Annotated in this window: 17 protein-coding genes and 1 pseudogene; 12 read left to right on the top strand and 6 right to left on the bottom strand. The window is 59.3% G+C overall.

Features of this window, described 5'->3' with window-relative positions; all coding sequences use genetic code 11:
* Nucleotides 1-103: 103 nt before the first annotated feature.
* Nucleotides 104-1,591 carry a helicase HerA-like domain-containing protein gene (locus HU727_RS07450; protein ID WP_186530043.1) on the bottom strand — a complete coding sequence of 496 codons (1,488 nt, stop codon included), beginning with the start codon at nucleotides 1,589-1,591 and terminating at the stop codon, nucleotides 104-106.
* A 186-nt stretch (nucleotides 1,592-1,777) separates the two neighbouring features.
* Here HU727_RS07450 and HU727_RS26030 point away from each other — a divergent pair.
* The 5 genes and pseudogenes from HU727_RS26030 to gpgF form a co-directional block, all read left to right on the top strand.
* Nucleotides 1,778-2,809, top strand: a pseudogene (locus HU727_RS26030) (HAMP domain-containing protein); the annotation flags it as partial.
* A 93-nt stretch (nucleotides 2,810-2,902) separates the two neighbouring features.
* A complete protein-coding gene (locus HU727_RS26025; protein WP_437180378.1) occupies nucleotides 2,903-3,667 on the top strand; it encodes a methyl-accepting chemotaxis protein in 765 nt (254 codons plus the stop codon).
* A 226-nt stretch (nucleotides 3,668-3,893) separates the two neighbouring features.
* Complete coding sequence (gene gpgS / locus HU727_RS07440) at nucleotides 3,894-5,006, top strand: N-acetylglucosaminyl phosphatidylglycerol synthase (protein ID WP_186530048.1); 1,113 nt, start codon at nucleotides 3,894-3,896, stop codon at nucleotides 5,004-5,006.
* Nucleotides 5,007-5,010: 4 nt separating this feature from the next.
* Nucleotides 5,011-5,769, top strand: coding sequence for an N-acetylglucosaminyl phosphatidylglycerol deacetylase (gene gpgD, locus HU727_RS07435; protein WP_225919810.1), 759 nt, complete (start codon nucleotides 5,011-5,013; stop codon nucleotides 5,767-5,769).
* A complete protein-coding gene (gene gpgF / locus HU727_RS07430; protein WP_186530052.1) occupies nucleotides 5,766-6,764 on the top strand; it encodes a glucosaminyl phosphatidylglycerol flippase in 999 nt (332 codons plus the stop codon). Before gpgD ends, gpgF begins: the two co-directional genes overlap by 4 nt.
* On the opposite strand, the gene HU727_RS07425 is transcribed toward gpgF, so the two are convergent.
* Both HU727_RS07425 and purU read right to left on the bottom strand, forming a co-directional pair.
* Nucleotides 6,748-6,924 carry a hypothetical protein gene (locus tag HU727_RS07425; protein ID WP_186530054.1) on the bottom strand — a complete coding sequence of 59 codons (177 nt, stop codon included), beginning with the start codon at nucleotides 6,922-6,924 and terminating at the stop codon, nucleotides 6,748-6,750. The two genes, gpgF and HU727_RS07425, sit on opposite strands and share 17 nt — an antisense overlap.
* A 90-nt stretch (nucleotides 6,925-7,014) precedes the next feature.
* Nucleotides 7,015-7,863 carry a formyltetrahydrofolate deformylase gene (purU, locus tag HU727_RS07420; protein WP_016773477.1) on the bottom strand — a complete coding sequence of 283 codons (849 nt, stop codon included), beginning with the start codon at nucleotides 7,861-7,863 and terminating at the stop codon, nucleotides 7,015-7,017.
* Nucleotides 7,864-8,200: 337 nt separating this feature from the next.
* Here purU and mvaT point away from each other — a divergent pair, with 337 nt between their 5' ends.
* On the top strand, nucleotides 8,201-8,578 hold the full coding sequence (gene mvaT / locus HU727_RS07415; protein WP_186530056.1) for a histone-like nucleoid-structuring protein MvaT: 378 nt from the start codon (nucleotides 8,201-8,203) through the stop codon (nucleotides 8,576-8,578).
* Between the two features lie 96 nt (nucleotides 8,579-8,674).
* Here mvaT and sbcB read toward each other — a convergent pair whose 3' ends face one another.
* Nucleotides 8,675-10,105: an exodeoxyribonuclease I gene (sbcB, locus tag HU727_RS07410; protein WP_186530058.1), complete on the bottom strand. Its 1,431-nt coding sequence runs from the start codon at nucleotides 10,103-10,105 to the stop codon at nucleotides 8,675-8,677.
* A 322-nt stretch (nucleotides 10,106-10,427) separates the two neighbouring features.
* On the opposite strand from sbcB, the gene HU727_RS07405 reads away from it, so the two are divergent.
* The 6 genes from HU727_RS07405 to HU727_RS07380 all read left to right on the top strand — a co-directional run bounded on the left by HU727_RS07405 (nucleotide 10,428) and on the right by HU727_RS07380 (nucleotide 17,317).
* Nucleotides 10,428-11,141: an RDD family protein gene (locus HU727_RS07405; RefSeq protein ID WP_186530060.1), complete on the top strand. Its 714-nt coding sequence runs from the start codon at nucleotides 10,428-10,430 to the stop codon at nucleotides 11,139-11,141.
* Nucleotides 11,138-12,115: a stage II sporulation protein M gene (locus tag HU727_RS07400; RefSeq protein WP_186530062.1), complete on the top strand. Its 978-nt coding sequence runs from the start codon at nucleotides 11,138-11,140 to the stop codon at nucleotides 12,113-12,115. The genes HU727_RS07405 and HU727_RS07400 overlap by 4 nt, the downstream gene beginning before the upstream one ends.
* Nucleotides 12,102-13,649, top strand: a complete 1,548-nt coding sequence (locus HU727_RS07395) for a DUF4129 domain-containing protein (protein ID WP_186530064.1) — start codon at nucleotides 12,102-12,104, stop codon at nucleotides 13,647-13,649. Before HU727_RS07400 ends, HU727_RS07395 begins: the two co-directional genes overlap by 14 nt.
* Nucleotides 13,646-14,809: a DUF4350 domain-containing protein gene (locus HU727_RS07390; protein WP_186530066.1), complete on the top strand. Its 1,164-nt coding sequence runs from the start codon at nucleotides 13,646-13,648 to the stop codon at nucleotides 14,807-14,809. Before HU727_RS07395 ends, HU727_RS07390 begins: the two co-directional genes overlap by 4 nt.
* The gene (locus tag HU727_RS07385) at nucleotides 14,806-15,804 is read left to right on the top strand and encodes an AAA family ATPase (RefSeq protein WP_186530068.1); all 999 of its coding nucleotides are present in this window, start codon (nucleotides 14,806-14,808) and stop codon (nucleotides 15,802-15,804) included. Before HU727_RS07390 ends, HU727_RS07385 begins: the two co-directional genes overlap by 4 nt.
* A 181-nt stretch (nucleotides 15,805-15,985) precedes the next feature.
* Nucleotides 15,986-17,317, top strand: coding sequence for a DUF58 domain-containing protein (locus HU727_RS07380; RefSeq protein WP_186530070.1), 1,332 nt, complete (start codon nucleotides 15,986-15,988; stop codon nucleotides 17,315-17,317).
* 63 nt (nucleotides 17,318-17,380) lie between these two features.
* Here the strand turns inward: HU727_RS07380 and HU727_RS07375 are convergent, their stop codons facing one another.
* Together HU727_RS07375 and HU727_RS07370 are read right to left on the bottom strand one after the other, a co-directional pair.
* Nucleotides 17,381-22,081 (bottom strand): Ig-like domain-containing protein, encoded by a 4,701-nt coding sequence (locus HU727_RS07375; protein ID WP_225919809.1) that lies wholly within the window; start codon nucleotides 22,079-22,081, stop codon nucleotides 17,381-17,383.
* Nucleotides 22,074-26,132, bottom strand: coding sequence for a Tc toxin subunit A-related protein (locus tag HU727_RS07370; protein ID WP_186530072.1), 4,059 nt, complete (start codon nucleotides 26,130-26,132; stop codon nucleotides 22,074-22,076). Before HU727_RS07370 ends, HU727_RS07375 begins: the two co-directional genes overlap by 8 nt.
* Nucleotides 26,133-26,134 lie beyond the last annotated feature (2 nt).

Below are 26,134 nucleotides of genomic sequence, written 5' to 3'. Positions count from 1 at the left end.
GCCTGCTCGCGAAGAGGCCGCATCAAACGACATTGATGCTGAATGACACACCGCTTCGCGAGCAGGCTCGCTCCCACCTTTCTGATCTGCGGCCGACTGGATATCAGCGGCGCTTGCTGCCGCCTAATAAAGACCCCATCAACCCTCGCACCAATTGCTTGCCGAGGTTATTGGCCGCCTGGCGCATCGCCGATTTCAGCGCCTGCCCTGCTGCCGTCCCGAGAAACTCTCCCGCCCGATCAGCGAGGCTAGGTTCTTCGGCAACCGGTTTGCCGGGGGGCGTTTGCGCCTCAGGCGCCAGCCCTTTGCGGCCCATTAAAATCTCATACGCCGACTCACGATCGATCGGCTTGTCATATCGGCCCTTGAACGGCGAGCCGGCGATCAGCATTGTGCGTTCGGTCTCGGTCAGCGGCCCGATTCGTGATTGCGGTGGCGCCACCAGTACGCGCTGAACCATTTCTGGCGTGCCTTTCTCGGTCAGCGTGCCGACCAGCGCCTCGCCAATCCCCAATTCGGTCAGCACTGACAGGCTGTCGAACGCCGGATTCGGCCGGAAGCCGTCGGCCACCGCGCGCAAGGATTTCTGCTCTTTGGCGGTAAAGGCACGTAAGCCATGCTGGATGCGCAAACCCAGTTGCGCCAGCACATCATCCGGCAAGTCCGCCGGCGATTGGGTGACGAAATAAACGCCCACGCCCTTGGACCGGATCAACCGCACCACTTGCTCAAGCCGCTCCTGCAAGGCCTTGGGCGTGTCGCCAAAGAGCAAATGCGCCTCATCGAAAAACAACGCCAGCAGCGGTTTGTCGGCATCGCCGCGCTCGGGCAATTGTTCAAACAATTCGGCCAGTAGCCATAGCAGGAAGGTGGCGTAGACTTTCGGCGCCTCGTGCACCAGACGACTGGCGTCGAGCAGATGGATGCGTCCACGGCCATCGGCAGTCGGTTGCAAGATGTCTTCGAGCTGCAGCGCCGGTTCGCCGAACAAGGCTTCGGCACCCTGCTGCTCCAGGGTCGCCAGACGACGCAACAGCGCCTGGCTGGAGCCGGTAGTCATCAGCGCCGCGTCTTCACCCAGCAATTGCGGGTTGTCCTTGAGGTGATTGAGCAGTGCTTTCAGGTCTTTCAGATCCAGCAGCAACAGACCTTCGCGATCCGCCACTTTGAAAGCGGCGTACAGCGCCGACTGTTGACTGTCGGTCAGCTCGAGCAGGCTGCCGATCAACAACGGGCCCATTTCGCTTAAGGTGGTGCGCAGCGGATGGCCGGACTCACCGTGAATATCCCACAGCGTTACCGGGTAAGCCCCAGGCGTGTGATTGAGCCATGGCATGCCGGCGATGCGCTCGGCGACCTTGCCCTGCGGGTTGCCAGCGGCGCCGAGGCCGCACAGATCGCCCTTGATGTCAGCGGCAAACACCGCCACACCGGCGTCGCTGAAGGCTTCGGCCAGACGCTGCAAAGTCACCGTCTTACCGGTGCCGGTGGCGCCGGCGATCAGTCCGTGCCGGTTGGCCAGGCGCATGGCCTGAGCGATCGGTTGCGCGGCCGGATCAGCGCCGATTACGAGTTGCGAAGAGTCAGGCATTTTCTCACCCAGTGGTTAATCTTTGATGACACATGGCCGATAAATAAAGTGGACAGCCCCGTCTGAAAATCGGGTCGGACATTTCCCTAAGGAGAGCCGGAAATATCATTTTTTCAACCTTGCCCATAGTGCGCGCCTTTATAAAAGCACGCCCAGGACATTAAGACCTTAGCGGAACCCCAAGCCATGAACAAAAACCTGCGCTTCAGCCATAAGATTTTGCTTGCCGCCGCCCTTATCGTCATCGCCGCTTTCGCCTCGTTCACGCTGTATAACGACTGGCTGCAGCGCAACGCAATCCGCGATGACCTGAACAACTACCTCAATGAGATGGGCGAGGTCACCGCCGGCAATATCCAGACCTGGCTCAGCGGCCGCATTCTGCTGATCGAGAATGCCGCCCAGAACATTGCCATCAACCCGGAACCGTCAACTGTCGCCAGCCTGCTGGACCAGAAAAGCCTGACATCGACGTTCATGGCGACGTACCTGGGCGACGCCACCGGCCACTTCACCATCCGCCCCGACGTGAAGATGCCGGACGGCTTCGATCCACGGGTTCGCCCTTGGTATAAAGGGGCAGAGAGCAGCAGCACCTCGACCCTGACCGAGCCCTACATCGACGCGGCCACCGGCCAGTTGATCATTTCCATCGCCACCGCGTCGAAAAAAGCCGGCCAGAGTGTCGGCGTAGTCGGCGGCGACCTGAGCCTGCAATCGCTGGTCGACACCCTCGCCGCCCGGGATTTCGACGGCATGGGCTATGTGTTTCTGGTCAGCGCCGACGGCAAGATCCTCGTCCACCCGGACAAGGCCTTGGTAATGAAGTCGCTCAAGGAAGCCTATCCGCAGGACACTCCGCGCATCAGCAGCGATTTCAGTGAAGTGACCGTCGAGGGCAAAACCCGCATCGTCACCTTCGCCCCGATCAAAGGCCTGCCGTCGGTGAACTGGTACATCGGTCTGTCGATCGACAAAGACCAGGCCTACTCGATGCTCAGCGAATTCCGCACCTCGGCGGTGATCGCAACCATTATTGCCGTGGCAATCATCATGGCACTGCTCGGCATGCTGATCCGTTTGCTGATCCAGCCACTGCACGTCATGACCCGCGCCATGGAAGACATTGCCGACGGCGAAGGCGACCTGACCAAACGCCTGAACATCGTCAATAACGATGAATTCGGCATCCTTGGCACTGCGTTCAACCGTTTCGTTGAGCGCATTCACAGTTCGATCCGCGAAGTGTCTTCGGCGACCGGGCAGGTCAACGAGGTCGCCCTGCGCGTAGTCGCCGCGTCGAACTCGTCGATGTACAACTCCGACCAGCAGGCCTCGCGCACCAGCAGTGTCGCCGCTGCCATCAATCAGCTCGGCGCCGCCGCGCAGGAAATTGCCCGTAACGCCGCCCAGGCCTCGAACCAGGCCAGCGACGCCCGGGGCCTGGCCGAAGATGGTCAGCAAGTGGTCGAGCGCAGCATCAAGGCGATGAATCAACTGTCGAGCATGCTCAGCGCGTCGAGCACCAATATCGAGTCGCTGAACAGCAAGACTGTGAACATCGGGCAGATTCTCGAAGTGATCACCAGCATTTCCCAGCAGACCAACCTGCTCGCACTCAACGCCGCCATCGAAGCGGCCCGTGCCGGTGAAGCCGGTCGCGGTTTTGCCGTGGTCGCCGACGAAGTACGCAACCTGGCGCACCGCACTCAGGAATCGGCGCAACAGGTGCAGACCATGATCGAGGAGCTGCAAGTTGGCGCTCGCGAGTCGGTGAGCACCATGAGCGATAGCCAGCGTCACAGTCAGGACAGTGTGGAAATCGCTAACCTGGCCGGCGAACGCCTGAACAGCGTGACCCTGCGCATCGGCGAGATCGACGGGATGAACCAGTCGGTGGCGACGGCGACTGAAGAGCAGACGGCGGTGGTCGAGTCGATCAATGTGGATATCACCGAGATCAACACGCTGAACCAGGAAGGCGTGGAGAACCTGCACGCGACGCTGCGGGCTTGTTCGGATCTTGAGCAGCAGGCTTCGCGGTTGAAGCAGTTGGTGGGTAGTTTCCGCATCTGAGGCCCGCCTGCCGGCCCCTTCGCGAGCAGGCTCGCTCCCACAGTGTCTCGTGTTGCAACACAAATTGTGTAAACACCAAAGATCCCTGTGGGAGCGAGCTTGCTCGCGAAGGCGCCCCCTCAAACAACACAAAATCGACCTGACACCCACCGCGCAATCCCGACCGAACATCTATTATGGATAACGGTCAACCAAGGGAGACCAACACAGCGGAGGGTTGCTCACCGTGCATATCGCCGACATCACCATGTTCTACGCCCCGGCCAGCGGAGGCGTGCGCACTTATCTGGATGCCAAACACCGTCGCCTTGGCGACCGAAACGGAATTCGCCACAGCCTGTTGATCCCCGGCGCGCGGCTGGGTGAGCATGACGGCGTCTACACGGTTCCCGCTCCCGCCCTGCCGTTCGGGAAAGGCTATCGTTTTCCGCTGCGCCTGGCGCCATGGCGAAACGTCCTGCAGGATTTGCAGCCCGACCTGATCGAAGTCGGCGATCCCTATCTCACCGCGTGGGCCGCGCTGGATGCACGGCGGCAGCTGGATGTGCCGGTAATCGGTTTTTATCATTCGGACCTGCCGCTGCTGGTCGGCAATCGCATGGGCCACTGGGTCACGCCAAATGTCGAGGCTTACGTCACGCGCCTCTACGGCAATTTCGACCGGGTACTTGCCCCAAGCCAGGTCATGGCCGACAAGCTCACCGGGCTTGGCGTGCGCAATGTCCATGTACAGCCGCTGGGTGTGGATTTGCACACCTTTCACCCTGACGCCCGCGATCCTGGTCTGCGTGCCGAATTGGGAATTGCCGAAGATGCGCGTCTGCTGATCTTCGCCGGACGCGGCTCCAAGGAAAAAAATCTGCCGGTGCTGCTCAAGTGTATGCAGCGCCTCGGCCCGCGCTATCACTTGTTGCTGGTCGGCTCGTCGATGCCGGCCGTGGTGCCGGACAACGTCAGCGTGATCGACGAATTCCGCCCTGCGCAGCAAGTCGCGCGCCTGATGGCGAGTGCCGACGCGCTGCTGCATGCCGGCGATCAGGAAACCTTCGGCCTGGTCATCCTTGAAGCCATGGCCTGCGGGATTCCCGTGGTGGCGGTGGCGGCCGGAGCGTTTGAGGAAATCGTCGATGACTCGTGTGGTCTGCTCTGCGCGCCGAACAATCCGCAGGCCATGGCCAACGCCGTGCGTGAACTGTTCAGTCGCGGCTGTGCACGACTCGGCCAACAGGCGCGTCAACATGTCGAACGCCATTACGCCTGGGACACAGTCGTCGACAGCCTGCTCAGCCACTACCACGCCGTGCTCGGCCACACGCTGCCACGGGTGGCCAATGGTTGAGAACATGAAAGCGGTGTGCTTGGTGTTACATGATGTGGCGCCTTCGACCTGGGCTGATTACCAGCCCTTCGTCGAGGCCGTCGATGCCTTGGGCAATGTGCCGATAACATGGCTGGTGGTGCCGGATTTTCATCGCCACGATGCCCTCGACGCGCACCCGGAATTTCGGCGAATGCTCGATGCGCGCGTCGCTCGTGGAGACGAACTGGCATTGCACGGTTACTACCACGATGACTGCGAATCCACACCGATCAGCCCGCGCGACTGGTTCATGCGCCGGGTTTACACCCATGAAGGCGAGTTCTATCGATTGTCTCGCGAAGCTGCCCTCGCCCGCTTGCACGCGGGTCTCGACATTTTCCAGCGTTATGAATGGCCCGTGCACGGCTTCGTCGCCCCGGCCTGGCTGATGAGCGACGGCACGCGTCAGGCATTGCGCGAGTTGCCGCTGAGCTACACCAGCGATCCGCAGCATCTTTACCGTTTGCCCGATTTCAGCGCCATGGATGCGCCGGGGCTGGTCTGGAGCGCGCGCAGTGCGTGGCGTCGAGGCTTATCGAAAATAGTCAGCGACCAGCGTGAACAGCGCTGGCGCGAGGCCCCGGTGATTCGCCTGGGCCTGCATCCGGTCGACATGCGCCATCGCTTCTCACGCGACTACTGGCTACGGACACTCAAACGCCTGCTGGCGGATGGACGCGCGCCGATGACCAAGATCGACTGGTTCGCCCGACAGCGCGGTCAACTGGAATGCGCAGCATGAAGCGCAGCCTGTTATTGCTCATTGGCCTGCTCGCGGCGGTGCTGATTCCGGTCGTGCTTGGTGGCGGCGAAACCTGGGGCCGACTGCGAAGTTTCCCTCTGAGCTGGCTGTTGATCATGTTCGGCATGATCCTGCTGTGCTGGGGCATCAATACGCTGCGCCTGCGTTTACTGCTGGGGGACCAGCGTGAAAAGGTCCCGCCGTTGAAGAGCCTGGGCGTGGTAATGGCTGCCGAGTTCGCTTACTGCGCCACTCCCGGCGGCAGCGGCGGGCCGTTGACCATCATGGCTTTGTTGGCCCGCTGTGGCGTGCGTCCGGCGAGAGGCAGCGCCGTGTTTGCCATGGATCAGCTCAGCGATCTGCTGTTTTTCCTCTGCGCGCTGAGCGGGATTCTGATTTATGCGCTGTTTCAGCACCTGAGCGATCGCCTCGAGTGGCTCTTGACGGTCAGCGCGGTGTCGCTGTTCGGCGGTTTGTTCAGTTGCGTGTTGATTGCACGTTATCACCGCGCATTGATTCGCTTGAGCGGTCGCCTGTTGGCGGGGATGAACGTTACGCCGCGCACCCGCCGGCGCTGGGCGCGCAAGTTGTTGCACTTTCTCGCAGCGTTTACCGATACGTTGAAGTTGCCTTGGCAGACGCTGGTTCAGGTATTCGCCCTGACCTGCGTGCATTGGCTGTTGCGCTACAGCGTGTTGTATCTGGCGTTGCGCGGACTGGGGGCGGACTTGCAGTGGGCCTGGAGTTTTCTGGTGCAGATGCTCTCGTTGGGCGCCGGTCAGTTCAGCCTGTTGCCCGGCGGCGCCGGGGCGGCGGAATTGACCTCGGCAGCCCTGCTCGCGCCGATGGTGGGTAAATCCACCGCAGCGGCAGCGATCCTGATCTGGCGAGTGGTGACTTACTACTTCTATCTGCTGGTCGGCGGCCCGGTGTTTGTGTTGATGCTGGGGAAGCCGTTGTTGAAGAAATTGATGAACGTCAGACAGGCTTCGTAGGTTTGCCCTGCTCTTCCTGCAACTGCTCCCACAACTCGGCAGCGCCGGGAAACTCGGTGCCGTCCTCAGGGCTCATGTCATCCGGATCATAACGACTGAGGCAACCCTCACCCAGGGTTGCTGGCGCATGGGAAGTAGCTTTGTCGAGTGGATCGCTCATTGCCTTTTCCTCGGATCAGAACGGTGAAGGGCCTGGAGCGATTGAACGCCCAGGCCCTTCGAATTTCAACCAAATATGTTCGATCGCTGATCAGAACACCACAGTCTTGTTGCCGTGCACCAGCACGCGATCTTCGAGGTGATAACGCAAGCCACGGGCCAGCACCATCTTCTCGACATCGCGGCCGAAACGCACCATGTCTTCGATGCTGTCGCTGTGGCTGACGCGCACCACGTCCTGCTCGATGATCGGGCCGGCATCCAGCTCTTCGGTCACGTAATGGCAGGTCGCGCCGATCAGCTTCACACCGCGCAGGGACGCCTGGTGATACGGCTTGGCGCCGACGAACGAAGGCAGGAAGCTGTGGTGAATGTTGATCACTTTGTGCGCGTATTCACGGCACATGTCTGGCGGCAGGATTTGCATGTAACGCGCCAGCACCACGACTTCGGCGTCATGCTGTTTCACCAGACGCGACACTTCGTCGAACGCCGGCTGCTTGTCTTGCGGGTTGACCGGCACATGGTAGTAAGGAATGCCGTGCCATTCGACCATGCTGCGCAGGTCGTCGTGGTTGGAAATCACGCAGGAGATTTCGCAGTCCAGTTCGTCGCTGTGCCAGCGGTGCAGCAGGTCGGCCAGGCAGTGGGATTCGCGGCTGGCCATCAGCACCACGCGCTTTTTCTGCTCGGTGTCGGTGATGCGCCAGTCCATCGAGAACTCTTCGGCGATCGGCGCGAACTTCTCACGCAACTCTTCAATACCGAACGGCAAAGAATCGGCACGAATTTCGTGACGCATGAAGAACCAGCCCACTTGATTGTCAGAGTGGTGGCTCGCTTCGGTGATCCAGCCGTTATGAGAGGCCAGAAAATTACTGACTTTGGCAACGATGCCAACGCGGTCCGGGCAAGATATCACCAGCCGAAAAGTGCGCATGAGGGGGAAACTCCAGAACTTCGCAAAGGCCGCCATTCTAACGACTGCGCGGAAAAACTGCAGTACGGATGAGCATAAGCCGCAGGGAAGCTCTCCTGAACGGCTTTCTGACGCAACGCTACGTCAAGCCCGTGACGCTTTACCGAGGCGTTTGCCGGGCCACTGTAAATATGTGTGATGACTGCATCACATTATTTAACTGAATATTCAATCGACGGCTAAACCCTGAAACTCATTTAAATAAAAAGCCCATCTAAATGTTTACTTGATGAAACAGCCTGACTATTATTGCGGCACTGTCCCCCTGCCATTCAGCATTCTACAAAAGGTAGTACTCATGTCCTTGATCAACGAATACCGCGCCACCGAAGAAGCCATCAAAGAGCTGCAAGCCCGTTTGAAGAACCTGTCCCAAGACGACAAACTGCAAACCGAGCTGGAATTCGAAGGCAAACTGCGCACGCTGATGGGCGAATACTCCAAGTCGCTGCGTGACATCATCGCGCTGCTGGACCCGGAAGCGAAATCCAAGGCTCCACGTGGCGGCGCAGTCAAAACTACCGGCACCAAGCGTGCTCGCAAAGTTAAACAATACAAAAACCCGCACAACGGTGAAGTCATCGAAACCAAAGGTGGCAACCACAAGACGCTGAAAGAGTGGAAAGCCAAGTGGGGCGGCGACGTGGTTGAAGGCTGGGCTACCCTGCTGGGCTAAGTCGCAACGCCATCGCGGATTGATTTGCGATAAAAAAACGCCAGCCTGCGCTGGCGTTTTTTTATGCCCGCAAATTGTCTGCCGGCATGTTCGATTTCAAAGATTCAAACGTTTGCGTAATGCATGGACATAATTTTGCCAATCATTGAGCACCTCTCTCTGCACTGGAGTCGCACTAATCGACCATTGCTCAGCGGCCTCAATAAACGACTGGACGGTATTCGGCGCGCCGGCCTCGGGTTTGCTCAAACGCTGCTGACAAAATAATTTCCAGCGTTCTTGTTCAGCCACATCCAGCGTGTCAAAAAAGTTGCGTGCTCGATATCGAAAAAGCAATTCAGGCAAACGTTCATCATCGAAAGGCCACTGCTCTTGCGCTAATTGCGCAGGGTCTGCCGTTCGAACTTGCTCACATAGTCGACGATCGCGGTCACCGATAAATCCGTCGTACAACTGCTGCTCGGGATCTTCGCTCGACGTGAAATCTTCGCTGGCATAAATCGCCGCGACTTTATCTTTCCAGATTGCCTGTGCGTCACTTAGTCGCAACGCCCGCGCCTGAAACAGCGGCATATCCAGCCCAAGTCTTTGCTGGTCGTCGGCACGCAATACTGAGAGCGGCGCAACCACCGGGCATTTATTGATGTGGACAAGTTTGAGCGGCACCGGCAATTCGCCCTCCGCCAATTGCTCGCGGCGGGTGTAGAGGCGCTGGCGCAGGGTCTCGGCGTCCAGGTCCAGCAGACCCTGCGGATCGAGGTGCAGGTCGCAGACGATCAACGCGTTTTTATTGCGTGGATGCCAGGCCAGCGGCAGGACCACGCCGACATAACTGCGCGCCGCCGAGAAACGCCCGGACACGTGCACCAGCGGTTGCAACAGACGAATCTGGTCCATGACTTTCTGTTTGCTGCGCAACTGAAACAGCCAGTCGTACAGCTTCGGTTGTTTCTCGCGAATGAGCCGTGCCAGCGCGATGGTGGCGCGCACGTCCGACAACGCTTCGTGGGCATGCCCATGATCGATCCCGTTGGCGGCGGTCAGGCGTTCGAGTTTGAGCGTCACGCGACCTTCGTCATCGGTCGGCCAGACCAGACCGTCAGGGCGCAAGGCATAAGCGGCGCGCACCACATCGATCAGATCCCATCGGCTGTTGCCGCCCTGCCACTCCCGCGCATAGGGGTCAAAAAAGTTGCGATACAGGCTGTAGCGAGTCATTTCATCGTCGAAACGCAAGGTGTTGTAACCAGCGCCACAAGTGCCGGGGGCGGACAGTTGCGCATGCACCCGGGTCATGAAATCGGCTTCGCTCAGGCCTTTTTCGGCGAGCTGGCCGGGGGTGATGCCGGTGATCGCACACGCCGCCGGGTGCGGCAGGATGTCTTCGCTGGGCTGGCAATAGAGGTTAACCGGCGCGTCGATCTCGTTGAGTTCATGGTCGGTCCGAATCCCGGCTACCTGCAACGGGCGGTCGCAGCGGGGATTGATGCCGGTGGTTTCGTAGTCGTACCAGAAGATGGAAGTCACGGGCGGTCCCTGAGCTGAAGATCGGCGCAGTCTAGGCGCTTGGGGGTTACCACGGCCAGCCTCACAGCCCTTGAACAGCAATTCCTCCAGATTCCTACAACCGGAATGCAGTTCCCTTGTGGGAGCGAGCCTGCTCGCGAAGCTTTCTGTCAGTTACATTTACGCCAACTGATCCACCGCATTCGCGAGCAGGCTCGCTCCCACAATGGCTATGCAACTGACTGTGGTTAATCCTGGCAATACATAGTGATGTCGTTCCCCCCCGAGAGGCTGCTAGCATCAGGCGTACTTGCATCCCGAACAGTCGAACATCAGGTAGCCCATGCTCGAACCCACAGCACCGCCAAGGAAAGCACCGCTGGACACGCGGCATCAGGTCGAAACGCCGGAAGGCATCGACCTGCCGCTGCGTCCGGCCGGGCTGATGGTGCGCGCTTTGGCCTTCACAATTGATCTGGGTTTGCGCGGGTTGATCCTCGGCGTGCTGTTTATTGCCCTGGCGCTACTGGGCAAGCTCGGCATGGGCCTGGGTTCGTTGCTGATATTCGCGGTGAGCTGGTGGTACATGGTGCTGTTCGAAGTGCTGCGTCAGGGCCGCTCACCGGGCAAACAATGGATGGGCCTGCGTGTGGTGCACGATGATGGCACACCGGTCGGCTGGTCGGCCTCGCTGCTGCGCAATCTGCTGCGCTTCGTTGACTTGATGCCGTTCGGCTACTTCCTTGGCGCAATCAGCTGCCTGCAACATCCGACCTTCAAACGACTCGGCGATATCGCAGCAGGCACGTTGGTGGTGTACGGCGAACGCCCACTCAGCCGACCGTCATTGCCTGAGGCCGAACCACGGCGCGCGCCGATCCCGCTGACATTGAGCGAACAACGCGCCCTGCTCGGATTTGCCGAACGTCAGGGAGATTTGTCGCCGGCGCGGGTCAGTGAACTCGCCGCCCTGCTCGCCCAGCCGCTTCGCATCAGTGCACCGAACACCGTCGCCGAACTGAACGGCATCGCCCGTGGCCTGTTGGGCCCGACATGAAGCAGAGCCTTTTCGAAAGCCGCCACAAGGCCGAATGGGAGCGTTTTGCGCTGGCCCTCGAACGCCTCGAACATGGCAAGGACACCACGCAAGTCGCCGCTTTTCCAAAGGCTTATCGCCGGCTCTGCCAGCATCTGGCATTGGCGCAGGAACGTGGCTACAGCAGTTTTCTGATCGACTCATTGCAACAGCAAGTCCTGCGCGGCCACCAACAGCTCTACCGTAATCGCAACCGACTGGGCGCCAGTCTGCCGGGGTTCATCCTTGGCGGTTTCCCGCGACTGGTGCGTGAGGAGTGGCGTTTCGTATTGGCCGCCGCGCTGCTGTTCTTCGGCAGCCTGATCGGTTTCGGCGTGCTGGTTTATCTGTTCCCGGAGCTGATCTACAACCTGATCCCCGCCGATCAGGTACGCGAAATGCAAGGCATGTACGATCCGGTCGCCGGCCATCTCGGGCGTTCGGCCGAACGCGCGGCCAGCGAAGACTGGGTGATGTTCGGCTATTACATCATGCACAACATCGGCATCGCTTTTCAGACCTTTGCCGGTGGTTTGCTGGCAGGCGTGGGCAGCGCGTTTTTCCTGATCAACAACGGATTGATCATCGGTGCGGTGGCCGGGCACCTGAGCGAAATCGGTTTCGGCCAGACCTTCTGGTCGTTTGTAATCGGCCACGGCGCCTTCGAACTCACTGCAATTGCCCTGGCCGGCGCCGCAGGTTTGAAGCTCGGTTGGGCGTTGATCGCACCCGGGCGCCTCACGCGAGGCGAGGCCTTGAGGCACGCGGCACGCCGCAGCGTGTTGCTGGTGTGCGGGGTAATGTTGTTCCTGTTGATCGCCGCTTTCATCGAAGCCTACTGGTCGTCGCGCACCGCGGTCACGCCGCTGACCAAATACCTGGTGGGTGCCTGCCTGTGGTTCGGCATGGCGATGTATCTGCTGTTTGCCGGAAGAACCCGCCATGCGCCTGAGTGACGCCACCGTCGTGATACGTCCGCGCACGACCTGGGAAGCCATGGATCTGGGCGTGCTCATGAGCCAACAACATCGGCGCTTGCTGATGACCAGTTGGGCCATCGTCACCCTGCCGCTGTTCGCCGCTCTGAGTGTGTTGCTGTGGGATTCACCCTCGTTGGCGATGTTCATTTTCTGGTGGCTGAAGCCTGCGTATGAGCGCCTGCCGCTGTTCATTCTTTCCAAAGCGCTGTTCGGCGAAACACCCACCTTGAAACAGGCCTTGCGCGAATGGCCACGCCTGCTCAAGCCGCAACTGCTGGCCAGCCTGACCTGGCGTCGCTTCAGCCTGAGCCGCAGTTTTCTGTTGCCTGTTGTGCAACTGGAAGGCCTCGCGGGCGACGCGCGCCAGCAACGTTTGCAGGTCTTGCTGCAGCGCAATGCCGGTGCCGCGCAGTGGCTGACGGTGATCGGCGTTCATCTGGAATCGGCGCTTTGGATCGGCATGATGGTGCTGTTCTACATGCTCCTGCCACAACAGATCGAAACCGACTGGGACTGGCAGAGCCTGGTTCTCGCCGCCGACCACGACTGGCTGTGGCTGGAGCATCTGACCAACGCTTTTTATGCGCTGATTCTGGTGGGGTGGGAGCCGGTTTATGTCGCCTGCGGCTTCAGCCTTTATCTGAACCGGCGCACCGTGCTCGAAGCGTGGGACATCGAATTGGTGTTCCGCCGCTTGCGTCAACGCCTGAACAGCAACGCACTGGGTCTGTTGCTGGTGGTGTGCCTGTTGATGCCGGGCATGCCCTCGGCATGGGCTGATACGCCTGCGACTGCACCGGACGCACCCCGCCTGCTGAATCAGCCTCTGAGCAGCCAGGCTTCCCACGACAGCATCAAGGCCGTGCTTGAGCAACCGCCGTTCAAGAACAGGGAAACCGTCACCCGCTACCGCTTCGGCGAAGACCCTGCGAACCCGGCCAGGGCGCGCAAAGACGGCGAAGCACCGCAATGGCTGAGAGCCCTGCTCGGCTGGCTCGACGGTCACCGCCTCGACGGTTTGGCCAACGTTATCGAAGTGCTGCTATGGGGCGCGGTGATTGCCTTAACGGGTTGGCTGGTCTGGCGCTATCGCGACTTTGTCCAAGCGTTTGTCAATCGGCGACCCCGGCTGCCCGAGCCGATCAAAAGACCGCTGCTACAGCAAGCCTTCGGCCTCGATCTGCACCGCGAAAGTCTACCCAATGACATCGCCGGCCACGCCGAACAACTTTGGCAAACCGAGCCGCGCGCAGCGCTGGGGCTGCTGTATCGGGCCTTGCTCAGTCGCCTATTGCACGAGTTCGACCTGACGCTGGGACCTGCCGACACCGAAAACCAGGTACTGGCGCGGATTGAACAATTGCAGCGTCCCGAGCTGCTCGCCTATAGCCGCAACCTCACTGTCCACTGGCAGAACATCGCCTACGGGCATCGCGTGCCGGCGGCGCATCTGCAACAGGAATTGTGTGACGGCTGGCGTGCTTTGTTCAGCCAGGGAGCGGCGCGTTGACCCGGCGCACGCTGTGGTTGATCGGCGCACTGCTTGTCGCTTTGTTGAGCGCACTGAGCATTTATCTGTACCTGAAGGCGCAGCCCTATCAGGAGGTGGTTGATCATGGCCCTTCTCCTGCTGCGCAAGCCAATCCGTATCTGGCAGCAGAGATGTTTTTGCGTGGCCAAAACATCAACGTCGCTCACGCCGAAAGCCTGAGCGTGTTGCCCGATATCGATCCGCGCCAACACACGCTGCTGCTGTTCAACGACCGTTCGAAAATGTCGCCGCGCCAGGTCGATCAAGTGCTGAACTGGGCGCGCGCTGGCGGGCGCCTGGTGTTCGTTGCCGAATCGTTGTGGGATGAAAAGACCGCGCAGAGCAACGACTTGCTGCTCGATCGGGTGCAACTCCAGCAGTTCATGAGCAAGGATCTGAAAGATCCCCCGGCCGCGACAGGCGAAGACCCCTACCCGAACCTGACGAAGCTTTATCTGGAAGACGAAGACGCCCCCGCCTACGCCGGGTTCGATCCCGCGTTTCATCTCCATGACCCGGAAAACCTCGCTCAGGCCTGGGCCAATAGCGCCAATGCCACCCACATGATGCAACTGGCGTACGGCCTCGGTTCAATCACCGTGGTCACCGATGCCGAACTGTGGAAAACCCCGGCCATTGCCGAGCATGATAACGCCTGGCTGCTGTGGTATTTGACCGCCGATACAGACGTGACGCTGCTGTTCAACACCGAGCACGATGGTCTTGCGACCCTGCTTTGGCGCAATTTCCCGCAGGCCATTGTCGCCCTGTTCGCGCTGATCGGATTGTGGCTGTGGCACGTCGGTGTACGCCACGGCCCGGTTCAGGCCCCCGCACCCAGCAGCCGCAGGCAATTGATGGAACACCTGCGCGCCAGTGCCGATTTCATCCTGCGCCACAACGGCCAGCAGACATTGTTGCAAGCGTTGCAGCAAGACGTGCTGCGCCGCGCCCGTCGTCGTCATCCCGGTTTCGAGCAACTGAATGTCGCCGAACAATGGCTGGTGCTGTCGCGCCTGACCCGCCAACCGACCCGTGCTATCAGCCAGGCTCTTAGCCCTGCGCCGAAAAAGCACTTGTCCAGCGCTGAGTTCTGCCGCCAGGTCGCCCACCTGCAAACCTTGAGGAACGCTTTATGAGTGAAATCGAACCCGGCTCGCCCAGCCACGCAGCCCAACAACGTCAACGCGCCAGCCAACTCGCGCAAGCGGTACGCGGCGAATTGCAGAAAGCGCTGATCGGCCAGAACAGCGTGATCGACGACGTGCTGACCGCGCTGATTGCTGGCGGTCACGTATTGCTCGAAGGCGTGCCCGGCCTCGGCAAGACCCTGCTGGTGCGCGCCCTGGCCCGCTGCTTCGGCGGCGAGTTCGCACGCATCCAGTTCACCCCGGACCTGATGCCCAGCGACGTCACCGGTCACGCGGTGTACGACCTGAAAACCGAGCAGTTCAAATTGCGCAAAGGCCCCCTGTTCACCAATCTTTTGCTGGCCGATGAAATCAACCGCGCCCCGGCAAAGACACAAGCCGCATTGCTCGAAGCGATGCAGGAGCGCCAGGTGACACTGGAAGGCAAGGCACTGCCGATTGCGCAACCATTCATGGTGCTCGCCACGCAAAACCCCATCGAACAGGAAGGTACTTACCCACTGCCGGAAGCCGAACTCGACCGCTTCATGCTCAAGGTGCGCATGGACTACCCGGACGCCGACCAGGAATTGAACATGGTGCGTCAGGTCAGCCGCTCGACCCGCGCCGACATGCTCGATGTGCAACCGCTGCGCACCGTCTTGCAGGCCAAGGACGTGCAAGCCCTGCAACGCATCGCCAGTGATTTGCCGCTCGATGATCAAGTGCTCGATTACGCCGTGCGACTGGCGCGCAGCACCCGCACCTGGCCGGGCCTGACCCTCGGCGCCGGGCCACGAGCCTCAATCGCACTGGTGCGTTGCGCCCGCGCCCGCGCCTTGCTGCGCGGTGGCGAGTTCGTGATTCCCGATGACATCAAAGGCTGCGCACTCGCCGTGCTGCGCCATCGCGTACGCCTCGCCCCGGAGCTGGATATCGAAGGCCTGCAAGTCGATCAAGTCCTTCAGCAACTGCTCGACCAAATCCCGGTGCCGCGTCTGTGAACATGCAGACCACTCCCGTGGCGACGGAGCTTGCTCCCGCTGGGTTGCGAAGCAGCCCCAAAACCAGGCGACGGGCAATGTCAGGCAAACCGCACCCACCTGTTTTACGACTGCTGTGCTCTCAAGCAGGAGCAAGCTCCCTCGCCACAAAAAGCTCTTTTCACACGAAAGGCGTGCGCCGATGAAACCGTCTCGGCTGCTGCTGATCTGGCTCGCAATCCTGCTGGCTGTCGGCGTTGTGCTGGGTGCCTTGCAGGCGCTGGACGTCGAGGTGCCCGCAACGCTGCAGTCAATCAATTGGGGACTGCTGCTGGCGCTGCTGGCCCTGGCGATGCTCGATGGCGTGCGCCTCAAACGCCTGCCCTCCCCGCGCGTACAACGGCAAGCGCCCGGTAGTCTGGCGCTTGGTCGCTGGGGTGAAGTGCGGCTGGAGGTCGAGCACGATTTCTCGCAGCCGCTGAACATTCGAATTTTCGACCACGTGCCCGACGGGTTGAGCTTCGAAAACTCGCCGCTATCGGTCGAACTGCTACCCGGTCAACGTAGCCAGATCGGCTATCGCCTGCGACCACTCAAGCGCGGTCACTTCATCTTCGAGCACTGCGAAATCAGCCTGCCGAGCCCAATGGGGTTATGGTCCGACAAACGCCTGCTGAACGTGACCGATAACACCCGCGTCTACCCCGACTTCGCAAGGCTCTACGGCGGACAGCTGCTGGCGGTGGATAACTGGCTCAGCCAGCTCGGTGTCCGCCAGCTTCAACGACGCGGCCAGGGCCAGGAATTCCATCAATTGCGCGAATTTCGCGAAGGCGACAGCCTGCGCCAGATCGACTGGAAAGCCACCGCCCGCCATCGCACACCCATCGCCCGTGAATACGAAGACGAGCGCGACCAGCAGATAATCTTCATGCTCGACTGCGGCCGGAGCATGCGCAGCCAGGATGATGAGCTGTCGCATTTTGATCACGCGCTGAATGCTTGCTTGTTGCTCAGCTACGTTGCGCTACGCCAGGGCGACGCGGTGGGCCTGAGTACGTTTGCCAGTGATCAATCGCGTTATCTCGCGCCGGTCAAAGGCACGGGCCAGCTCAATGTGTTGCTCAACACGGTGTACGACCTCCACAGCAGCCAACGCCCTGCCGACTACCAGGCCGCCGTCAACCAGCTTTTAGCCCGGCAAAAACGTCGGGCGTTGGTGGTGCTGGTGACCAACCTTCGAGATGAAGATGATGAAGAACTGCTGACCGCTGTCAAACGAGTGAGCCGGCAGCATCGAGTGTTGGTCGCCAGCCTGCGCGAAGCAGTACTCGACTCATTACGTCAGATGCCGGTGCAAACATTTCCTGAAGCATTGGCCTATTGCGGGACGGTGGATCATTTGAATACACGAGCCGAGCTTCATGAGCGGTTGAGTGCTCATGGAGTTCAGATACTCGATTCACGCTCCGGTGAGTTGGGGGCTGAATTGGTAACGCAGTATTTGGGGTGGAAGAAAGCTGGGGGGTTATGAGCGAAAAAACGCCTTTTCTCATAGAGAAAAGGCGTTGATTGCTAGTTGAACCAGAATTTGAAGTCAGACAACGCTTCCATCATATCGATTAACTATTTTCAACCTCAGCGTACTTAGTGCGGAATCGGTGCCATTTGCACCAGTGTACCCACTATAAGCACTATTCTCGGCGCTTACCTGAACTCCACTTGCGGGCACCCCCAAGTAAAAGGAGGTAGCGAGAATATTAGACAAATAATAACCATCACCTACCCCAAATGGCCCCGACGTCCAACGTGTAGCCGTCACCAAGTTATGTCCTAACGACATATTTAGCTTCTGAGATAATCCCAAATAGCCATCTACAATCAGTTGCAAGAAAAACTCCCCTTTATTGGAAGTGGTGAGGCAATCCAGTTCCCACGTCACCCCTTCCTCCGTCAGTGTTTGCTTGCCTTCCAACGAAGGTCTCACCACCACCCCGAGGCTTTCAGTGGTCCCGCCGTTCCAAAGCAACTGTAGAGGCTTGTTCAGTAGCCGGCTGGAAGGTTTTGGCAGCACAGTAATCGTGTGGGTTGCCCCATGGCAGGGATAGGCCGCAGCCCCTTTTTCGAAGGTAACCGGAAACTGGTCGAACGTAACATCCACTTCTTGGGCGATATTAATCATCTCCCCCGGCACTGGAGGCGACTTCGATATCTCCGCAATACCGGGAATTCCAAATTGCAATATAACAGGACCGCTATGTGCCTGGTCAGTAGTGATAGACCAACTCAAGAATGTGGTCCCTTCAGCCATCTCACAGAGTTGCCCTAAGGGCGGATCAAAAACCAGACCTTGCCCCTCTGCGCCCGGCTTGTATTCCAAAGTGAGAAAGGCATCTGGATCGCCGATCAACCAACTGTACTCATAGTCCAGCATAAATATGCAACTATCTCCCGCGACTAAATTTAGCATCAGGTCAGGCCACCTAACTTTCTTTTCACCTACATAAGGGGTGAATTCCTGCAACCAAGTAGAAGAAGTAGTAAACGCAGACAAATTTGGCACCAACTTAAACTCTATACTTTTCACCTCCCATCCAGCATACCCACCCAGCACGGTAGCTTCCAAAAGACCTATTCTGATACCCGGCATTCTGAACTCCACCCGGGCGTTCCCTTCAGCATCTGTTTTTGTCGGGGCAAGCACCCGGTCAGGGTAATCCCACATCACCTCAACGTCTTGCAAAGGCTCGCCGGTCATGGCCGATACCACGTTAACGACCGCTGAAACCCGCTCACCCACCTGACCATTCGGCTTCGGACTGGTGAGCGCCGCTATTTCCCGCGGCTCATTCAAGAAATACGACGACGCTACCGATTCCCCATCCCCCACCGTTGCAGTTAGCTCAGCCGCTCCGGGGGTACTCGGAACAAAGCGCATTTGCGCCACCCCGTAAAAGTCTGTCACCGACGTCACAACCCCAATATCAGGACTGCGCCAGGTCACGGGCACACCGGCCATTGGCTTGCCTGTAATGGTCGATATCACGGTGACTCCTTCTACAAGTTCCTGCTCCCAATCCACGGTCTGAAAAGTACGGCTATCCCATATGATGCTCATCACCTGCGAACCCTCACCCAACGACATCGCGTTCGCCGGGGACAAGCTCGCCAATCGCTGCGACGCCAGGCGCAAGGCAAAACTTCCATCTTTCAGATCGCCGGTCTTGAATGTGTACAGCAATCCCACGTTATAAAACTCGCGCGCTACCCCTAAGGCGTCAGGCACAAACTTGATGCCGAGTTCAGCCGGTCCGGTGCCAGTCATGCCAAGTGTCAGTTCACGATCAAATAAAGGACTGTTCTCGGCGGCCAACAGCTCGAACGTGTGTTCACCCTTGCGGCGCGGAAAGTAGGTCTTTTCACCCCAGGGTTGAGCCGTTGCGCCGTCAAATTTGACCATCAAGCCAGCCCAAGGATCGCTCGCCAGTGCCGTAACCTCCAAAGAGCGTGCATCTTCATAGCCGTCGTATGCACTGATCACCAACGCCTTCACCGCCTGTGGGCCAGCGATTGCCGGCGCAACAGGCAAACCGGACCAGCCTTTGGCATCGGTGAGCACCTCGCTTGACTCCCCCGCCGTCCAAGTCACTGGAACTCCATTGACCGCCAGCCCGGTGTAATGCGAGAACACCCGAACCCATAGCCAGGCCGGATCCTGCCCCACGACCGGATCCACCGGAGATTCTCGCCACGCTTCAATCCTGAGCTTGTTATGCGCCAATGCCATCGGCTTGGCGACACCGACGAAACCCAACTGAGGCAGTGCCCACGCCAGGGCAAACTGGCCCGATTGCTGACTGGCGGTAAAGTCGAGCGTCCAAGTCGCGCCACCGTCATTGATCGGCTGCGCAAGATTAAAAGCGGGTTGAACCGTTGCACCCAGCTCCTCAGCGGACGTTCCCGACCACGTCAGCGATGACTCCAGCCCTACCAACGGGCTGAGTGCATTGGGCAATACGCTAAAGCGGTGAAGCGCACCCAGGCACGGATAGAGCGTCTGAGCATCCAGCGCTGCCGGTATCTGATCAAGCCTCAGGCTGACTTCTTCCGTCAGATCCACCGACACCAATCGCCCCGACAGCTCCCGAACGGGTGTAACGCTCGCAAGGCGTAGCTCCAGCTCAAACAGACTGCTGATGCTGGTATCCGTCTGTGAGACGAGTTTCCATTCCACACCGGCTGCCACTAGGGGCTTGGGTGTTGCAAGGTCACTGGGCACCAGTCCGATGTCTGGAGCGACGCCTCGCCAATGCAAACTGATGTTTTTGCCGATCCAGGCGCTGCCAGTAACCGGCTCGACTTTCAGGGTATGTATCTGGCCGCGCCGGCAGAGCACGCCGATCGTATTGCGCTCGACTTCCACCCCGTCCAGAAGGATTTTGACCTCACTTTTCCAGGGGCTGGTTGCAATCGGTTGCACTTTGAAAGGTTGCTCCACCGCGACAGCCTCGGCATGGGCCTTGATCCTGGCAGTGACAACCTTGTCCCCTGCGCTTTTCGGTGTGTACAGCACACTCGCCCAGCCGCCCATGCCCGTTCTGGCGATGGTCGACGGGCCATCGGGAACAGTCCACTCGACCAGGGCATTGACGACCGGATCACCGTTACCACTGACAATGAAGTGCACCACTTGCACCCGCAACAGCACGCGTTCGCTTTCGTCCACCACCGGAAACTTGTTGGCTTCTCGTACCTCGCCGATCTTGACCAGGTTGCGCGCCAGCGACATGGTTTTTTTCAGTGAAGGCAGGAGCAGTTTCGAGCAGACAAGTTGCAGATTGAACCGGCCGTCAAGACGATCCTCGCTCTTCAAATTCCACGCAAGCGCGACGCCGTTAACCGGTACGGGAGCCTCAAGCGCGGGGCTGACAGCAACGCCCAGTTGCTCAGGGGAATCACCGCTCCAATGCAATGACAGCTCCGTCCCCTGCAACGGACTGGCTGCTGGCAGTTTCAAATTGACGGGATAATCCGAACCCCGATTGGGGTAACCGGTTTTTTCTTCCCAACGTGCCTCAATATCCTCGACGACCGCCAGTACGTCTTTCCAGGGATCGGTGGCCAACACCCGGACCACCAAGGTTTGAGTCACGACGCGAGCGGCGTAGTACAGGCTTTCGACCGACGCCTCGATATCGAAATCGCCGGCCTGCGTCGACGGATAGTCAAAGTACGCCCAGCCTGCTTCGTTGGTAACAGCAGCCCCTTTTACCTGTTGATTCTTGAGCGTCCAGTTCACCGTCCGCCCACTCAACGGCTGCCCGTTGTAATACGAAGCGACCTGAACCCCCAGACGCACACTCTGGCCGTATTCAAGCACAGGGTAGTAAGCCGCCTCGAGCACCTCACTGAATACCAGCCGATGATGACCGAGCGACACCTGCACCGGGTAAGGTTCAGCGGTGAACTGGTTAAGCAGGTTCATCGAGAACAGGTAGGGCTCCTCATCCCCGATCAATGGGCAGTCGAGTGTCCAGGGCAAGTCCACCGGTTGATTAATCTCCCAGGCCGGTGTTGCGACAACGGCCCCCTGTGGGTTGTCGTGGATGGTCAAGGCTGCCTGGGTGCCCAGCCAAGCGTTGTCCGGTTCGGGCACGAATGCAAGCGAATGAAACAGGGATGCCGTTGCCCCCAGGCACAGATGCAAAGGTCCTGTTGCCGGCAATGTTTCTTGATCAAGCTTCAGGGTTTGCATTACCACTGGCTCCAGATGCAAGTGGAGCTTGATGCGGGTGATGCAGACTGCCGAGGTGTAGTCGCCAGGATCATTTTTCGGACTGTTCACACGGACCGTGAGCGTGTCCTGATCGGTGAATGGCAGGTCCAGGGGACACTCGTATACGTTCGGCACGAACACCAGCGGCTGACCGCGCTTGCGTCGCGCCTCGTCTTTCTTTAGATCGCGTGGCGGGCCCGGCGTCAACTCGATTATCAACTTGTTATCCGGTTGCCCATCGATACTGACGACCAAAGTGCCCGCCAGGGTATGCCGCACTTCGCACAGGAAACTGAGAACGTATCGAGCTGTTGCGCCCGGATTCTTCGGAACCAATAGCGGCTGACTGACGGAAGATTCATTGCCGGCGTTCAGAAAGCGAATCGGCACGCCTTCATAGGATTCCTGCTTGGTGCCCAGATACGCTGGATTAAGCGGACCCTTCTTCCAGTGAGTTAACGACTGCTCAAAATCGCCATTGAGCACCAGACTTTCATTGGCCAGGATGATTGGTTTAGTCATGATGCTTTACTCCTTTGACGGTTGCGTCCAGAAGTGGCATTTCGGCTTCGCTCACCAGATCTTCGATGGCTCGCGTGAAGGTCGGGTCGCCGGCTTTGGCCGTGTAACGAATGCGCACGATGATGTCCGTCAAAGATCCAAGTATCGCCGGCTGTGACGCTTTTTTCGGCCGTGGAAAATTCAACATCCAGCGCGACACCACCCCGGTGTTTTCGAAGGGGTTGAGCAAACCTTCATCAGGTTTGATCGCCGTCATGCCGTTGTCGGCAATCCCCATGGACAAGGCTATTTGCTGACCGCTGCGCAGGTTGACCTGAACGTCGGGAGGGGCCACGGCACCGTCTGGAGCATGCAAATAGATCACTGACCGGGCCGACGCCTTGGTTGCCGTCATGCTGCTGACTTGCAGCAAAGTGGCCCGCACATTTTCGAAAGGCCCGGTCAGCACTGGCAGATCGACCTCCACCGAGCTGATTTGCCGGCAGTAATGCCCCGGATAATCACGATCGAACAGCAGCTGGGTCAGCTTGAATTCCAGAGTGCCTCGGTTCTGCAACTGTTCCAGCGCCGCTGCCCAGCTGTTGACGCCTGTCTGCGGATCGACTTCGTCTTCAAACAGCTGGCGCAGGGAAACGGTTTTGACCAGTTCCAGCCGTCGCTCATGGCGCTGCAGGTATTCACGCTCCATGCGCAGCAAATACCCGCGCAGGTGCTCGCCTGCCGTCAGGCCGTGGCGGTTGTCCAGCCAGACCTGGGGCAAGGGAATTTGCGCGTCGTAATCGCCGGTTTCAGCGGCCAGCGAAGCCTGGGCGTTGAGGCACAAACTGACGACTGCATCGTAGGCCTGGTAGTGCAACGCCTTGAGCTGACCCAGCAACCAGCCGAACAGTTCGGCATTGGAGGCGCGCTTTTTGATGAAGTTGTAAACCGTCAACGCCTGACTGTTGGCCCTGAGGGTTTGCTCCAGGCTGGTCTGGGCCGCTTGCACGGCATGGGACTGTGCGGTGATTTGCACATCGATTGCCCGGACTTCCGCCAATGCCTGATCGCGTTGCAGCCGCCATTCTTCGCGGCGACGACGGTAGCCCTCGGTGGTGGCCTGTTTATCCGCGTCCAGTTGCAACACTGACGAGGCGACCTCCAAACCGTAACAAATCGCGTCGAATGTTTTGTCGAGGCGATGCCCACCGTTGGCCATGCCAAAAAGATTGGGAAGCGCGGCAAGCCCCCCCCCCACGGGCTTGATGCCCGCCGAGGTCCATAGCAGTGTCTTGGAAAATTGCAGACTCTCCATGACCTCGTATTCAACCGCCGACACATTTTCGTCATAACGCCGCGCATAGGCCTCGGCCCGCTCCTGCGCCACCGCCCGACTCTGTTCCAGCGCGGTCTTGCTCGCTTGCAACTGAGAGATGCTTTGTTCCTGCACGGTCTGGGCGTAGATACCCAATTCCACCAGATGGTTTTGCTGCATTTCCTCCTGTTCGGCCCGGTCCCGTTGCTCGAGCAAACGCAGCACCTGATTGCCGTAATCCTGCAGGGTTTGCACTGCCCGCAATGCCGCCTCGAACGTCACCCGCCAACGGAAAGCACTGACCACCAGTCGCCCGCCCATGGGTCTTGGGGCACCGACGCCCCCGGCCGCCAGATCGCGCAGCAACTGGTTGGGGTCCGTTGGCGGGCTGAACAGGGGAATGTCCAGCGGCCTGCCGTCCAGGGTGAGGTTGTTGCGCAAGTTATGCAGACGCTGGCCGGGCAAGGCGTACAACCCGAGCAACTGCTCATTGATCGGTTGTTTGAAGGGTTCGTTTGCCAACAACCCAAGCAGTGGTGGTGCTTCGGCAGCGGCAGGGAAGTCCGCCAGGCTGAATGCGAGGGTTTGTTCGAACTGTTCCAGCGCCGGCCGCGAAATGGCCCTGCTCATAAGACTGGCCACCGTGTCCGTTTCCCAACGGTTCACCGTTCGCACTGTCGGCGCCTTGCCCATCAGAAACTCGGCCTGCACATAACAAAGCTTGGCGGCCACCAGGCTGTCACGGGTCAGTTGGCGATAGTACCAGTCGCCCCAGTTCAGCAGGTTGGTGACGTATTCCGTGAATACCAGAATCTGAAAATGCCGGGGCGCCGAATAGCCGATGGCGTCGGGATCAGTCGGCGCCTCGGCTTCACAGCCCGAATTACCGGGGCCATTCAAAGGCCGGCAGCGCCAGTACAAGGGTTTTGAATTCGGCAGGGGAGGTTCGTCCGCTGGCGCTTGGGGATCGAACAGGTAATGCAACCACTTCTGCGCTTCCAGAAAACGGTCCTCGGCGCGCAAGCGTGCGGCCACCAAGTGTGGCAAATGAAAAAACAGCTCCCAGAAAAACAGGCCGTTGGCGCCGTTGAATGAACCGTTCGGTTCATCGATTGCAGCGGTACTCGGACGCGGCTCCGGCAGAAACTGCGTATCCCAATCCAGTACGGCATCGACGGAAATATTGGAGCGTTGCACCAGCTCGGGGCCGAACAGCGAGTTCAGACGGGTGAACTTAAGCTCCAGACCTGACTGGTTCAGGGAGAGAAACTGCGCCGCATTCAAGGTGTTTTTGTGCAGCGATGCCGGGGTGAACGCGGTGACGTTCGCGATCGTCAATTCAAACGCCTTGCGCCCCCCCGCGACGGACCCGAACGAAAAATTCGCCGCCCCCCATGAACCTGCTGTGCGGGTAAACTCGAGCCACGGGGTACTCCAGCCACCCGCATTCGGTTGGGTGATTTTAAGCGGCTGCGGATCGGGCTCGGTGCGGTTAATCAACTTCAGTTCGAATTCAGCACTGCCAGCCAGACCTGCGGGCCTTAGCACACCCTGAACGAACAGCTTGTCATCGCCACCGACACGAAACACCACGGCCTGCAAATCCAGGTAATCCGTCAAGTTGCCGGTAGTTTCGACGGAAGTGTCCATGGTCGGCTGATTCATCAGCGGATGCTGAATCGTATTTACCGAGACAAATCGGTGGACCGCCGCATGGTCCAGCCAGCCACCGTCATCGATCAGGGCACGGAACAGCACATCGCGCACCGCAAATACCTTTAGTACGTCAGTCCCATTGGTCAATAGCACTCCGAGCTTGCCCCTGGGGTTGTGATGATCAGCCCAAACGGTCGCCACCAGCCGAGCTCCTTGGGAAAGGTCTTCATCCTGGTTGGAACTGTGCAGGCTCAGCGGTGCCAACCACTGGCCGTTCTGGCCCATGAACGCCAAGTTGATATCCAGCCGGTGCGGCAAGCTTTCGCCGCTCTCGCTTTCCACCTTGTCCTGCCACTGGGCCCATACAAGGCACAACCGTCCATTCCAGAAAACCGGTCGAATGTCCAAGACCTTCACGCCAGTGGGAATGTCCACCGGCTGCCACTCACTCCACGCCGCCGGATTAATCGCTGTGCAACCGGGCGAGAGTTCTGCCGCGACTTTGCGCCAGAAGTACTGGAAGGGTGGCACCCGCTGGCGACCGACAAAGTAATAATCGGCGCGCGCGGGCGAGGCCCCGTCCATGTAGCTGCTGATCACGTCCAGGTTGCAGGTCTGCTCGAACGTCTGCAGGTATTCCCGCAGGGCCGCCTGCACCGAATCGCTGTTCAAGCGTGTCTGGTTGAGGTTGTTTTCAAGGGTTTTGAACAGGCTGGTCTTGCGCTGCCGCACAAAGGGGTTGATGAAGTTTTCCGGATAAAGCGCGATCAGTTGCAGCGCAGCCCAATCCGGGTAGTTGCTGTAGAGCTCCCAGGTGGCCAGATCCTCCTTGTCGAATTTGACTTTTTCATAGCCCGGTTCCAGTTTGCGGTAGGCGGCATGAATAAACTGTTGAGCGCAGCTCGTCGCTTCGGCAACCCAGGAACTCTGAACCGGATAACTGTCCAGCGGGTCCATGCGCAGCAATTCGAACAAATCCGCCGGGGTTCTCAGGAAACCGTACTTGGGAGTCACGCCACTTTTGCCAATTTGCCCGAGGCTGTATTCGATCAGGGCGGCACGGCGTTTTTCCAGCAGGCCAGTCATATTGTTGAATGCCATGA

This window comes from Pseudomonas khorasanensis (assembly GCF_014268505.2).
GTDB lineage: Bacteria > Pseudomonadota > Gammaproteobacteria > Pseudomonadales > Pseudomonadaceae > Aquipseudomonas > Aquipseudomonas khorasanensis.
This window is presented reverse-complemented; position numbering and strand designations above follow the sequence as displayed.

Coding starts and splice junctions, on each gene's coding strand:
- HU727_RS07450 (WP_186530043.1), bottom strand. CDS start 1,591: ATGCCTGACTCTTCGCAACTCGTAATCGGCGCTGATCCGGCCGCGCAA.
- HU727_RS26025 (WP_437180378.1), top strand. CDS start 2,903: ATGTACAACTCCGACCAGCAGGCCTCGCGCACCAGCAGTGTCGCCGCT.
- gpgD (WP_225919810.1), top strand. CDS start 5,011: ATGAAAGCGGTGTGCTTGGTGTTACATGATGTGGCGCCTTCGACCTGG.
- gpgF (WP_186530052.1), top strand. CDS start 5,766: ATGAAGCGCAGCCTGTTATTGCTCATTGGCCTGCTCGCGGCGGTGCTG.
- HU727_RS07425 (WP_186530054.1), bottom strand. CDS start 6,924: ATGAGCGATCCACTCGACAAAGCTACTTCCCATGCGCCAGCAACCCTG.
- purU (WP_016773477.1), bottom strand. CDS start 7,863: ATGCGCACTTTTCGGCTGGTGATATCTTGCCCGGACCGCGTTGGCATC.
- mvaT (WP_186530056.1), top strand. CDS start 8,201: ATGTCCTTGATCAACGAATACCGCGCCACCGAAGAAGCCATCAAAGAG.
- HU727_RS07405 (WP_186530060.1), top strand. CDS start 10,428: ATGCTCGAACCCACAGCACCGCCAAGGAAAGCACCGCTGGACACGCGG.
- HU727_RS07400 (WP_186530062.1), top strand. CDS start 11,138: ATGAAGCAGAGCCTTTTCGAAAGCCGCCACAAGGCCGAATGGGAGCGT.
- HU727_RS07395 (WP_186530064.1), top strand. CDS start 12,102: ATGCGCCTGAGTGACGCCACCGTCGTGATACGTCCGCGCACGACCTGG.
- HU727_RS07385 (WP_186530068.1), top strand. CDS start 14,806: ATGAGTGAAATCGAACCCGGCTCGCCCAGCCACGCAGCCCAACAACGT.
- HU727_RS07380 (WP_186530070.1), top strand. CDS start 15,986: ATGAAACCGTCTCGGCTGCTGCTGATCTGGCTCGCAATCCTGCTGGCT.
- HU727_RS07375 (WP_225919809.1), bottom strand. CDS start 22,081: ATGACTAAACCAATCATCCTGGCCAATGAAAGTCTGGTGCTCAATGGC.
- HU727_RS07370 (WP_186530072.1), bottom strand. CDS start 26,132: ATGGCATTCAACAATATGACTGGCCTGCTGGAAAAACGCCGTGCCGCC.